The sequence below is a fragment of the Actinoplanes italicus genome, from assembly GCF_003001815.1.
GTDB classification, from domain to species: domain Bacteria; phylum Actinomycetota; class Actinomycetes; order Mycobacteriales; family Micromonosporaceae; genus Actinoplanes; species Actinoplanes italicus.
This window is the reverse complement of sequence record NZ_PVMZ01000023.1, coordinates 159,470-170,575: the sequence shown is the minus strand read 5'-3', so window position 1 is coordinate 170,575 and position 11,106 is coordinate 159,470. Positions and strand designations below refer to the sequence as shown.

Genomic DNA, 11,106 nt, shown 5'->3' with positions numbered 1-11,106 from the left:
CGGACGAGGCCCTCGACCTCGCCTGTCAGGCCAAGGCCTTCGACGGCCGCAAGGGCTGACGGGGCCGGAACGGCAGCCCGCCGGGAGCGGGCTGCCGTCGCGCTCACCCCACGGCCTTCTTCAGCAGCGACCGAAGGCTGGCGCACCCGTACGACAAGAATCCGGGCGAGCTGCCGGCGGACCGTGACATACCACGGAGCCGATGACCCGACCGGCATGAAACATTTGCGTCTCTGAATGTGAAACGGGCACTCGGCGGGCCGAGAATCGCAGAAAGTCCCCCGAATGACCCGGAGACCCCCATGATCCGGAAACGAATCGCCCTGGCCATCACAGCTGCCGGTGTCCTGTCCGGCGGCCTGATCGCTGTCGTCACCGCCGCCGGACCGGCGCAGGCGGCGACGGTCTCGCAGCCGCTGCGCACCATGGTCGCCAACCTGCCGGTGGCCGCCGAGATACGCACCGGCTACGACCGTGACCTGTTCAACCACTGGATCGACGCTGACGGCGACGGCTGCAACACCCGCTACGAGGTGCTGATCGCCGAGGCAGCCACCAAGCCCACCGTCGGTTCCGGGTGCGCGCTCAGCGGCGGCCGCTGGCTGTCCTACTACGACGGCGCCGCCTGGACCGACCCCGCCGACCTGGACATCGACCACCTCGTCCCGCTGGCCGAGGCGTGGGACTCCGGCGCCCGCAACTGGACCTCCGCGCAGCGGCAGTCGTTCGCCAACGACCTGGGCGACGTGCGCAGCCTGGTCGCGGTGACCGACAACGTCAACCAGTCCAAGAGCGACCAGGACCCCGCCGAATGGATACCGTCGCTGACCGGTGTCCGCTGCCGGTACGTCACCGAGTGGACCGCCGTGAAGACGCGCTGGGCCCTGACGGTCGACACGGCCGAGAAGAGTGCGCTGACCACGTACGCCGCCGCCTGCACGAACAGCACGGTCACGGTCGACACGGTGATCGGCGGCGGCACCACGAGCCCGCCGACCGGCGGCACCTGCTCGGCGTCCAACGGCACCGACGTCACGATCCCCGACGGCGGATCCGCGGTGACCAGCACCATCACCATCTCCGGCTGCTCACGGAGCACCGCCTCGGCGGCGTCGGCGATCTACGTCAACATCGTCCACCCGTTCCGCGGTGACGTGTCGATCTACCTGTACGCGCCCGACAACACCTACTACGTCCTCAAACCAGCGAGCAGCTCCGACAGCGCGGCGAACGTGATCACCACGTACACGGCGAACCTGTCGGCCGAGTCCGCCAACGGCACCTGGCGACTCAGCGTCCGGGACAACTACTCCGGCGACGCCGGATACCTCAACACCTGGACCCTCACCGTCTGACGCCCACCTCACCGCGGTTCGGAGGCGAGGAGCGTCAATCCGGGGCGGCACGAGAGGAACCGCGCCGCCGGCCGGCCCTTGACGCCGTTGCCGTAACCATCGAGCGGCGGGGATCGCCCGCCGGGAACGGGCGGCCGCCTGATCGGACGCCGGATTCCCGCATGTGAGGAGGGCGTTTGTCATTCCGGGCGGATGAGGCGGCCTCTGCCGGGCAGGGCGAGACTGCGACGGTGGCGGCCCGTCCGGTGGTGGCGGTTCGGGCCGGCGGCGCTGTCTGAGCCAGGAAGCGGAGACGAGGCCATGTCGAAGAAGGAGAAGCACCGCGCGAAGGGTGACCAGGCCCCGGTCGCCAGGATGAAGCGGCAGGTGTACGAGGACGAGATGCGCCGCCTGCACGGTGAGCTGGTCGCGATGCAGGAGTGGGTGAAGGACACCGGGGCGAAGATCTGTGTGGTGTTCGAGGGCCGTGACACCGCCGGCAAGGGTGGCACGATCAAGCGCATCACCGAGCGGGTGAGCCCGCGTGTGTTCCGGGTGGTCGCCCTGCCCACGCCGTCGGAGCGCGAGCGCACCCAGATGTACGCGCAGCGGTACATGGCCCACTACCCGGCCGGCGGGGAGGTCGTGATCTTCGACCGGTCCTGGTACAACCGGGCCGGCGTGGAGCCGGTGATGGGGTTCTGCAGCCCGGAGGACACCGAGCGGTTCCTGGACACCGTGCCGGCCTGGGAGAAGGCGATGACGGACTCCGGGATCCTGCTGCTCAAGTACTGGCTGGAGGTCAGCGCGGACGAGCAGACCCGGCGCCTGGAGAGCCGCATCCACGACCCGCGCAAGGTGTGGAAGCTGTCCGACATGGACCTGAAGTCGTACAGCCACTGGTACGACTACTCCCGGGCCAGGGACGCCATGCTGGCCGCTACCGACACCCCGTGGGCGCCGTGGCACGTCGCGAACACCGACGACAAGAAGCGGGCCCGTCTCAACATCATCAGCCACCTGTTGAGCCAGGTGCCGTACGAGCCGCTCAAGCCGCGCGACATCAGGCTGCCGAAGCGCCAGAAGGCGGACGGTTACCGCGAACCGGACCTGCCGCTGCGGCGCATCCCCACGCCGTTCGGCGAAGGGTGAGTCACGCCGCCACGGGCGCGTGCCGCGCAATGACGGCGGTCAGGTCGGACGCGGCCATGGGGCGGGCCAGGTGGAAGCCCTGGGCCAGGTCGCAGCCGACCGCCCGCAGCGCGTCCAGCGTCTCCGCGTCCTCGATGCCCTCCGCCACGACTCTGAGCCCGAGGGTGTGGCCGAGTTCGGCGGTGGACGCGACCAGCGCCAGACTGCCGTGGTCGGTCGCGACGTCCTTGACGAACGAGCGGTCGATCTTGAGTTCGTCCAGCGGCAGCAGCCGCAGGTACGTCATCGAGGAGTAGCCGGTGCCGTAGTCGTCGATGGACGTCTTCACGCCGAGCACGCGGATGCGCCTGAGTGTCTCGATGGCGGTGTCCGGGTCGTTCATGACGCTGTGCTCGGTGACCTCGATGCAGAGCTGGTCGCCGGGCACGCCGGTCTGCCGCAGGAGCTCGGCGACCCGTTCGGGGAACGCGGTGTCCAGCAGTGTCCGGGTGGAGATGTTGACGGCTACCGGGATCCGGTGGCCGGCGTCGAGCCACGTGCGGGCCTGCCTCAGCGCCTGGGTCAGCACCTGGTGGGTGAACCGGTGGATCAGGGTGGTGGCCTCCAGGACCGGGATGAACTCGCCGGGTGAGATGGGGCCCTTGGCCGGGTGGTGCCAGCGGGCCAGCGCCTCGACTCCGGCCAGCTCACCCGTACCGATATCGATCTTGGGTTGGTAGTGAAGGGTGATCTCGTCGCCGGTGTCCAGGGCCCGGCGCAGGTCACCGAGCAGGGTCAGCCGGGCGCTGGTGTCGTCGCCGGTGTGGTCCGTGGTGAATCGGCGGAATCCCAGGCGCTGCTGCTTGGCCCGATTCATGGCGGAGTCGGCGTGCCGCAGCACGGTCGGCACGTCCTCGCCGGGTCCGGCCGTGGCGGCGCCGATGCTGACCTCGAGGTCGACGGTGAGGTCGTCGATGACGAACGGGTCGCCGAAAGCTCCGGTCAGCCGGCCGGCGATGTCCTCCCCGACGGCCGGGTCGGCGTCGCGCAGCAGGACGGCGAATTCGTCACCACCGAGCCGCGCCACGAAGTCCTGCTCCCGGACCGAGGCCCGCAGGCGACGGCTGACGTGGGTGAGCAGCAGATCGCCGATGCGGTGGCCGAGCTGCTCGTTGACGTCACGGAAGCCGTCGAGGTTGACCACCAGCACGGTGACGCGGCCCCGCCCGGACCCGTCCCGGCGGCGACGGTGGCTGGCGGTCTCGGCGAGCGCACCGCGGGTCCGGGCGCTGAACGCGGTGCGGTTGGGCAGGCCGGTCAGCGGGTCGGTGGCGGCGGTCGTCTCCACCTGACGCCGGTGCTTGCGTGCCGAGTACCCGAACAGCACGAGCACGATCAGGCTCAACGCGAAGCCCAGCCCGCTGCCCCACAGCAGCCGCCGCGACTCGCGCTGGCCGGCCGACTGCTTCGCGGCGTGGTCACCCATGTGATGCTGCCGCTCGGCCAGCACCGAGGCCATGATCGTCGTGGCCGCGGGTTCGATCGACCCTTCGAGCGTCGCCTCCGCGGTCTCCATGTCGCCCTGATCGATCGACCTCAGGTACGAGGCGATGTCCGGTTTCATGCTGCGGTGAGCCTCCACGAGCGCGGAGGTGAGCTGCTCATTCTCGGTGTCGACGTTCGCCATGTGCTCCATGGCCCGCTGTGCCTGCTCATGAACGGCGGGGAGCTCCTCGCGTTCCTCGCCGTCGGGTTCACGCAGCGACGCCTGGATCAGCGCCATCTCCCAGCTGATCAGGTAGGCGGCATCCTGGTAGGCGTCGGTGTCGGCGCTGTCGTCGGCGAGTTCCGTGACGATGCCGGCCTGACGCGAGCTACCGAACACCGCATAGCCGGACAGGCCGGCCAGGACGACGGCGAACACGCCGACCAGCCACCACGAAGCCATCCGCGCCGAGCCCACCATCACCTCCCGATAGAACTACCTCCCCGTGACCATCGGCAGCGACCGCCGAGAGATGACACCCGGCCGGCTTCAAACCGGCGGCCGCAGATATCCGTGCTCGGCGAGAGCGTGCGCGTGGCGCTCGTAGTCGCCGGGATCGACCGGAGTGAGGGTACCGAGTCCGTCAACGTAGCGGTTGAACATGCTGAACGCCGCGGCGATGAGCACGGTGTCGTGAACGGTGCGGTCATCGGCTCCGGCGGCGCGGGCCGCGGCGACGTCGTCGGCGGTCACCGAGCGGCCGTCGGCGCGGACCTTGTCGGCGATGGCCAGCAACGCGGTCATCAGCGGGCCGGAATCGTCGTCGCCTCTGCCCAGCTGCCTGGCCACGGCGCCGTGCGTCTCGGCGCAGAAGGTACATTCGTTACGACGGGAGACGTACGCGGCGATGGTCTCGCGTTGCCCCGGGGTGAGCGGTGAGGGACCCCGCAACAGGGTCTCGGCGAGGCTGTTGAGCGGTCCGGCGGTCTGTGGGTAGCCGGCCAGCAGTCCGGCGATTCCGGGCAGCGGCGGAAGATCGATGTGCGGCACACTTCACGTCATCACGGACAGCGGCAGATATCCACATCCGTTCGGTCAGCGGTTGCAACGGATCTCGTAGACTCTGCCGTCTCAGTCACGGAGGACAGGGAGATCCCGGTGAGTACCGACAGCTCGGACGTCGCGGCCCGCCTCGACATGACCAGGCCGCATCCGGCGCGACGGTATGACTACTGGCTCGGCGGCAAGGACAACTTCCAGGCAGACCGGGACGCGGCCGAGGCCATCGCCGCGGTCTTCCCGCACATCCGCACGGCCGCGCGTGAGAACCGTGCCTTCATGCAGCGAGCCGTGCGCCACCTCGCCGCCGAGGCGGGCATCCGGCAGTTCCTGGACATCGGCACCGGCCTGCCGACCGCGGACAACGTGCACGACGTGGCGCAGCGGATCGCCCCCGAGTCCCGGATCGTCTACGTCGACAACGACCCGCTGGTGCTCGTCCACGCCCGGGCGCTGCTGAACAGCTCACCGGAGGGCGCGACCGCCTACATCGACGCCGACGCGCGCCACCCCGAGAGGATCCTCGCCGATCCGGCACTGCGCAGCACGCTGGATTTCTCGCAGCCGATCGCCCTGCTCATGGTCGCGGTCCTGCATTTCGTCGAGGACCACGAGGACCCGTGGGCGGTCGTGCGGCATCTGGTCGACGCCCTGCCCGACGGCAGCTACCTGGTGCTGTCGCATGCGACGTTCGACCCGCTGGACGCCGAGACGATCGCCGCCATGGACGCGGTGAACAAGAACATCAGGCCGCTGTTCAGCCCACGCCCGTTCGCCGACGTAGCCCGCTTCTTCGAGGGGCTCGACGTGCTGGAGCCGGGTATCGTCTCGGTCTCCGACTGGCGGCCGCAGCCCGGACCCCGGCCCACCCCGGCCGAGGCCACCGGATATGGCGCGGTCGCCCGGACGTCCTAGCCGCGGGCGGTCAGCGCGCGCAGCAGGAGACCGGGGCTGGCCAGCGAGCTCGGATGCGCGAGCATCGTGGTCACCCGGTTGAGCCGCTGACTGACCCGGTGGTCGCGCATCGACGCCTTGAAGATCAGGCCGCTGGCCCACTGCAGGAGCCGGTAACCGCGCGGGTACGGCCCGTCGACGTGCGGCAGCGCCAGGTCGGCCATGGTGGAGATCTGCCAGGCGGCGTCGACCACGACCTTCACGTCGGCGAAGTACGAGCGCGCCGGCCGGTTCAGGCGCGGGTTGCCGCGCAGATACTTCGACAGGCACGAGGCGTGCAGCATCGCCGAGGTCATGCCCTGCCCGTACACCGGATTGAAGGAAGCCACCGCATCGCCGGCGGCGACCAGCCGGGCCGGGAAACGACGCAGCCGGTGGAAATCGCGGCGACGGCTGTCGGCCTGGTGATAGGTGACGACGTCACCGGCCGGCTCGGCACCCGTCGCGACCTCGCCGAACTCGTCCGGGAAGTCCTCCACGCACCGCCGGCGGAACTCGGCGGCGTCCCGGCTCGGACGGTCGTCGGCGTAACCGGACACCAGCATCGTCCACCGGCCACCCTCGATCGGGGTGAAACCGCCGATCCGCGCGGTCCGGCCGGGCCCCGGATTGGCGACCGAGATGCATGTCCACACGTCGGCCTGCTCGGGGCGGCGGAAGAGGGCGGTCGCGTAGTTCAGCTTGATCGCCATGCGCTGCATCGGCGGCCGGACGAAGCCGCCGGCCTCCAGCCAGTCACTGAGACGGCTCGACCGGCCGGTGGCGTCGACCACGAAGTCGGCGCGCTCCTCGACCGGTTCGGACGAGCCGTCGGGGACGAAACGCACCCCGGTCACGGCGTCGCCGGTCAAGAGCAGGCCTTCGGCCCTTCCCTTTGCGGTACGCACATTCGCGCGCGCCAGCACACGATGACGGATCAGCGCCTCCAGGAACGGCCGGCTCGAGATGAGTGCCTGCGCCGCGGGGCCGGACGGCGGCTCGTCACGGAGCTCACCGTCCATGTAGAACCGGTTCGTGTCCGGCGGCGGGTTCACCGCGCCGGCCTCGAGCGCCTCCTCGTTGAACCCGGGGAACCAGCGCTCCAGCTGGATCTGGCCGGACGGCAGCAACGCGTGCACCTGGCTGCCCTGCGGCACACCGGGCCGAGGGCCGATCGACGTGACCGGGTCCGCGGCGATCCGGTCGTCGGGGATCGCCAGTGCCGCCAGATCGTCCCGGTCGATGATCAGCACCTCGTCGGCGTGATCACTGAGGACACGGGCGGCCATCAGCCCGGCGACGCTGCCGCCGAGCACGATCGCCCGCCGGAAGAGGATTCTGGTGTCGGTCGGCGGCTCGGATGCCGAGACCGCGGCGAAGCGACCAGCTGCGAACATGTACGCCCCCGTGGCAGTTAGGAACCTTGACGATATCGACTGATCGAAAAGTACCGCTGTCGCCTGCGATCCGCAGGACTCGACGACCGACGATAGGGTGGCGCGGTGCCGGCGAAACGAGCTTTCCTGTGGGCGACGGCGGCCGTCGTCGTCATCTCTCTCGCCTCGCTCGCAGCCATGGCGCTCAGCGTCCGCTCCGATGACGACCCGAAGGCCCCGGACGGGGACGGGGGCACGATCGCCTGGACCATCGACACGAGGAACGGGACACGGGACGCGTGGGTCGTCGCCGGCACCGCCGTGGTGCTCGACGGTGAGTCGCTGCTCGGCCTGAACGCCACCGACGGGGCCCGGCGCTGGCAACTGCCCTACGTCGCCGAGGACACCACCCTCACGGTCGCCGGCGGCATGGCCGTGGTGCAGAGCGGCCGGAACGGCCCGGTCGACGTCGTCGACCCGTCCACCGGCAGCGTCGCCTGGTCGACGAAGGATCCGGCACTCCTGGTCGCCCGTGACGACGCGCTCTACGTCGACTCGTGCCCCGACCGGCGCGAACCGGCCGATGTCTGCGTCACCGCCAAGCACCGGGTCACCGACGGCACCACGCTCTGGTCGGTGAAGAACCCGGACTACTCCCTGCAGAGCGACGTGATCGGCGGGCGGCGGCCACTCGCCCCGGCGCCGACCGCGTACCTGCCGGTCGCGACCGGCTCCGGAGGCGCCCTGCTCGATACCGCCACCGGGCGCCTGCTTTCCGGCCGGGTCGAGACGCGGGCCTGGTACCTGGTGGCCGCCGGAGACATCGTGGTCGCCACCGACCACGATCCGCCACGCGGTGACGACGACTGCACGGTCGCCGTGACAGCGGTCGACGGCCGCACCGGCGAGCCGGCCTGGAGCGGCGCGGTCTACAGCGGCCGCCGCGCAGACGACGCCTGCCACAAGCGGCTCAGCGAGGGGTGGTCCGGAACCGTCATGCTCGGCTCCGGCGCGAACGTGGCCTCGGTGACCCGAGACGGTCGCACCACCCTGACCGACTTCACCACCGGCAAGACCCGCTGGACCACCGAAGAACCGGGCGTCCCGATCGCCGGCGACGACCGGCACCTGCTGGTCCGCGACAACGCCGAGACCGGCCCCGTGTCGCTGCTCGACATGACCGACGGCCGGCGACTGTGGACCGTGCCGGACCCCGGCCTGCCCGGCACGTCGGCCAGCTGGGAGTCGGCCGTCAGCGGCGACCTGGTCGCGGTGATGGGCGCGACCGGTGACCGGCCGTACGTGCTGATCCTCGACGCGCGGACCGGGCAGCAGCTGGCCCGCCGCGGTGGCTGGCTGACCGCCCTCGGCGACGGCTGGGCCATGGTGTCGACCGGCCAGGGCGCGGCGGCCGGCCGCCTCAAGCAGCACATGCTGACGTTCTGACGATCACTCTGGGGTACCGTGCCGCGGTGACACGATCGCGCCGTGCCTACCGCGACGCCGACGGCCGGCAGGTCGACGGCACCTGGCGGCACGTCTTCGTCCGCAACGGGGACAACTACTACCTCGCCGACCTGGTCGTCTACGCCGACGGGGCCATCGACACCGGTACCGGCGGGCTCACCGACCTCCGAGGGCTGGCGCAGCTGCTCTCCTCGGGCCGGGTGGCCACCAGCCTGCAGGACGGCGCCTGGGCGTCGGCACACCACGTCGCCCGGTGGCGGTTCGCCGAGGCCACCTCCGCGATGGACGCGGAGATGCTGCTGGCCGAGGTCGCCGACGAGATCGACCGGCTCAACGACCGGCCCGACTCGACCGGCCGCTGCATGGAGGCCGTGCGGGCCTATCTGGCCGACAGCACCGAGGAGAACCGGCTGCGCGTCCGCGAGGGTTACCTGGCCATCCCCGGGCACCTGCGCGTCTACGCCCTCGGCGACATGGACAACCGCGACTGGCCGCTGAAGGTCCTCGCGACGGCGATCGGTGACCTCGTCGAGGACCACTACGACGACGAGATCGCCACCGCGGAGATGCACGCGGAGGCCGTCGCGTACTTCCGTGACATGGAGACCCACCGGGTCCAGGCGATCACACGGATCCCGGCCGACGGTCCGGACCACCCCGAAACGGCGTCGCTGACCATCTACACCGGCCGGCAGGACCATCCGGAGAACGGCGTCCTGCAGAACGGCTACCCGGCGAGCATCACCGTGGACGGCAGAACATATCCGACCGTCACCCACGCCTACTGGGCCCTGTCCACCGGCGACCCCGCGTGGCACGACCGTATCGCGGCGGCCGCGGACACGTACGACGTCGTCGAACTCGCCGAGCAGGCACCGCGCCGCCCCGGCTGGCCCGCCGCCCGCCTCGCGGTCATGACACGGCTGATGCGGGCGAAGTTCGAGCAGCATCCGGACATGGCGCGCACCCTGCTCGCCACCGGCGACGCACGCATCCTCTGCGCCACGCTCGGGTCGGGTTACTGGACGTCCCCCGGCAAGCACGGCAGCAACTGGATCGGACGGCTGCTGGAGGTCGTCCGTTCCGAACTGGCGGCCCGCGAGACGGGGATCCCCCTGCCCGGGGAGTGATCGCCGCGACGGTGGGTAGACCTGTCACGAGCCGCTTCGTGGGAGGTCTGATGGTCCGGCACGCAAGCTTCCGTGACTCCGTGGTCGTGGTCACGGGTGCATCCAGCGGGATCGGCCGCGCCACCGCGCTGGCCTTCGCCGCCGAAGGGGCCTCGCTGGTCCTCGCCTCCCGCGGCGCGGAGGCGCTCGCCGAGGTGGAGATCGACTGTTCGGCCAAGGGCGCGAAGGTGCTGGTCGTACCGACCGACATCGCCGATCCGGAGGCGGTCGAGCGGCTGGCCGACTCGGCGGTCCAGCGGTTCGGGCGCATCGACGTCTGGATCGAGGCGGCGGCCGTCGGGATCGCCGGGCAGCTGGGCTCCGAGACCGTGGACGAGATCCGCCGCCTCATCGACACCAACGTGCTCGGCACCACGCTGTGCGCCCGGGCTGCGCTGACCACCTTCCGGAAGCAGGGCCACGGGACAGTCGTCTTCGTCGGAAGCTTGTTGTCCCTGTTCCCCAACCCGATGGTGCCGCTCTACTCGATGAGCAAGTTCGCGGTACGGGGACTGGCGCTGAACCTGCAACGGGCGGTCGCCCGGGAGCCGCGGATCCAGGTCGGCCTGGTGCTGCCCGGCCCCGTCGACACGCCGTTCTTCCAGCGCGCCGCCAACCACTCCGGCCGGCGGTTACGAGCCATCCCGCCCGCGTACGCGCCCGAACGTCTGGCCGCCAAGATCCTCTCAGTCGCCCGGCGTCCACGCCGTCAGGCCACCGCCGGTGTGGTGTCGCACCTGGGACTGGTCGCCCATCGCATCGCGCCCGCCGCCACCGAGAACGTGGTCGGCTGGTGGAGTGCGCGGTTCGTGACCGGCCCGGCCGCCGCACCCCCCGGCCCGGGGTCGCTGTTCGCCGCCCCGGCCACCGGCGAGGTACACGGCGGCTATCGGCGGGGAGGCGCCCGCCGCCGCCTCGGTGAGTGGCTGGGCACGGCGCTGTCGCGTCAGCCCTGACCGCCGCAAGTTCATCCGTTTGCCACCGCACGGCGTGGCTGGGCTGGCCCTGGCCCTGGCCCTCGGACTCGGCATGCTCGCCCTCGGCCTGCTCCTCGGGCGCCGGGCCGACGACACGGCGCCGAACACACGGTGACGAACCCGAACCCGAACGCGATCCGGACGGCCGCGCACCCGCCGGGCGGGTGGTGTGCG

General features: G+C 70.8%; 9 protein-coding genes. 6 read left to right on the top strand and 3 right to left on the bottom strand.

The genetic code is table 11. From position 1 onward, the window contains the following. The first annotated feature begins 302 nt into the window (after positions 1–302). Positions 303–1,355: a proprotein convertase P-domain-containing protein gene (locus CLV67_RS54610; RefSeq protein WP_106328560.1), complete on the top strand. Its 1,053-nt coding sequence runs from the start codon at positions 303–305 to the stop codon at positions 1,353–1,355. Between the two features lie 300 nt (positions 1,356–1,655). Then, positions 1,656–2,486: a polyphosphate kinase 2 gene (ppk2, locus tag CLV67_RS40980; protein WP_106328558.1), complete on the top strand. Its 831-nt coding sequence runs from the start codon at positions 1,656–1,658 to the stop codon at positions 2,484–2,486. Between the two features lies 1 nt (position 2,487). Here ppk2 and CLV67_RS40975 read toward each other — a convergent pair whose 3' ends face one another. After that, positions 2,488–4,413, bottom strand: coding sequence for a putative bifunctional diguanylate cyclase/phosphodiesterase (locus tag CLV67_RS40975; RefSeq protein WP_170154202.1), 1,926 nt, complete (start codon positions 4,411–4,413; stop codon positions 2,488–2,490). 87 nt (positions 4,414–4,500) lie between these two features. Further along, the gene (locus CLV67_RS40970; protein WP_106328554.1) at positions 4,501–5,001 is read right to left on the bottom strand and encodes a carboxymuconolactone decarboxylase family protein; all 501 of its coding nucleotides are present in this window, start codon (positions 4,999–5,001) and stop codon (positions 4,501–4,503) included. A 147-nt stretch (positions 5,002–5,148) separates the two neighbouring features. On the opposite strand from CLV67_RS40970, the gene CLV67_RS40965 reads away from it, so the two are divergent. Beyond that, positions 5,149–5,925 carry an SAM-dependent methyltransferase gene (locus CLV67_RS40965; protein ID WP_106328619.1) on the top strand — a complete coding sequence of 259 codons (777 nt, stop codon included), beginning with the start codon at positions 5,149–5,151 and terminating at the stop codon, positions 5,923–5,925. On the opposite strand, the gene CLV67_RS40960 is transcribed toward CLV67_RS40965, so the two are convergent. Then, positions 5,922–7,340: an NAD(P)/FAD-dependent oxidoreductase gene (locus tag CLV67_RS40960; RefSeq protein WP_106328552.1), complete on the bottom strand. Its 1,419-nt coding sequence runs from the start codon at positions 7,338–7,340 to the stop codon at positions 5,922–5,924. The genes CLV67_RS40965 and CLV67_RS40960 overlap by 4 nt on opposite strands. 105 nt (positions 7,341–7,445) lie before the next feature. Between CLV67_RS40960 and CLV67_RS40955 the strand changes: the two genes are divergently transcribed. The 3 genes from CLV67_RS40955 to CLV67_RS40945 are packed head-to-tail and all read left to right on the top strand — an operon-like array spanning position 7,446 to position 10,911. Next, entirely contained in the window at positions 7,446–8,765 is a 1,320-nt protein-coding gene (locus tag CLV67_RS40955; protein ID WP_106328550.1) for an outer membrane protein assembly factor BamB family protein, read from the top strand. 26 nt (positions 8,766–8,791) lie between these two features. Further along, positions 8,792–9,916, top strand: coding sequence for an NADAR family protein (locus tag CLV67_RS40950; protein ID WP_106328548.1), 1,125 nt, complete (start codon positions 8,792–8,794; stop codon positions 9,914–9,916). A 50-nt stretch (positions 9,917–9,966) separates the two neighbouring features. Continuing rightward, positions 9,967–10,911 carry an SDR family NAD(P)-dependent oxidoreductase gene (locus CLV67_RS40945; protein WP_106328546.1) on the top strand — a complete coding sequence of 315 codons (945 nt, stop codon included), beginning with the start codon at positions 9,967–9,969 and terminating at the stop codon, positions 10,909–10,911. The last annotated feature ends 195 nt before the right edge of the window (positions 10,912–11,106 follow it).

Coding starts and splice junctions, on each gene's coding strand:
- CLV67_RS54610 (WP_106328560.1), top strand. CDS start 303: ATGATCCGGAAACGAATCGCCCTGGCCATCACAGCTGCCGGTGTCCTG.
- ppk2 (WP_106328558.1), top strand. CDS start 1,656: ATGTCGAAGAAGGAGAAGCACCGCGCGAAGGGTGACCAGGCCCCGGTC.
- CLV67_RS40975 (WP_170154202.1), bottom strand. CDS start 4,413: ATGGCTTCGTGGTGGCTGGTCGGCGTGTTCGCCGTCGTCCTGGCCGGC.
- CLV67_RS40965 (WP_106328619.1), top strand. CDS start 5,149: ATGACCAGGCCGCATCCGGCGCGACGGTATGACTACTGGCTCGGCGGC.
- CLV67_RS40960 (WP_106328552.1), bottom strand. CDS start 7,340: ATGTTCGCAGCTGGTCGCTTCGCCGCGGTCTCGGCATCCGAGCCGCCG.
- CLV67_RS40945 (WP_106328546.1), top strand. CDS start 9,967: ATGGTCCGGCACGCAAGCTTCCGTGACTCCGTGGTCGTGGTCACGGGT.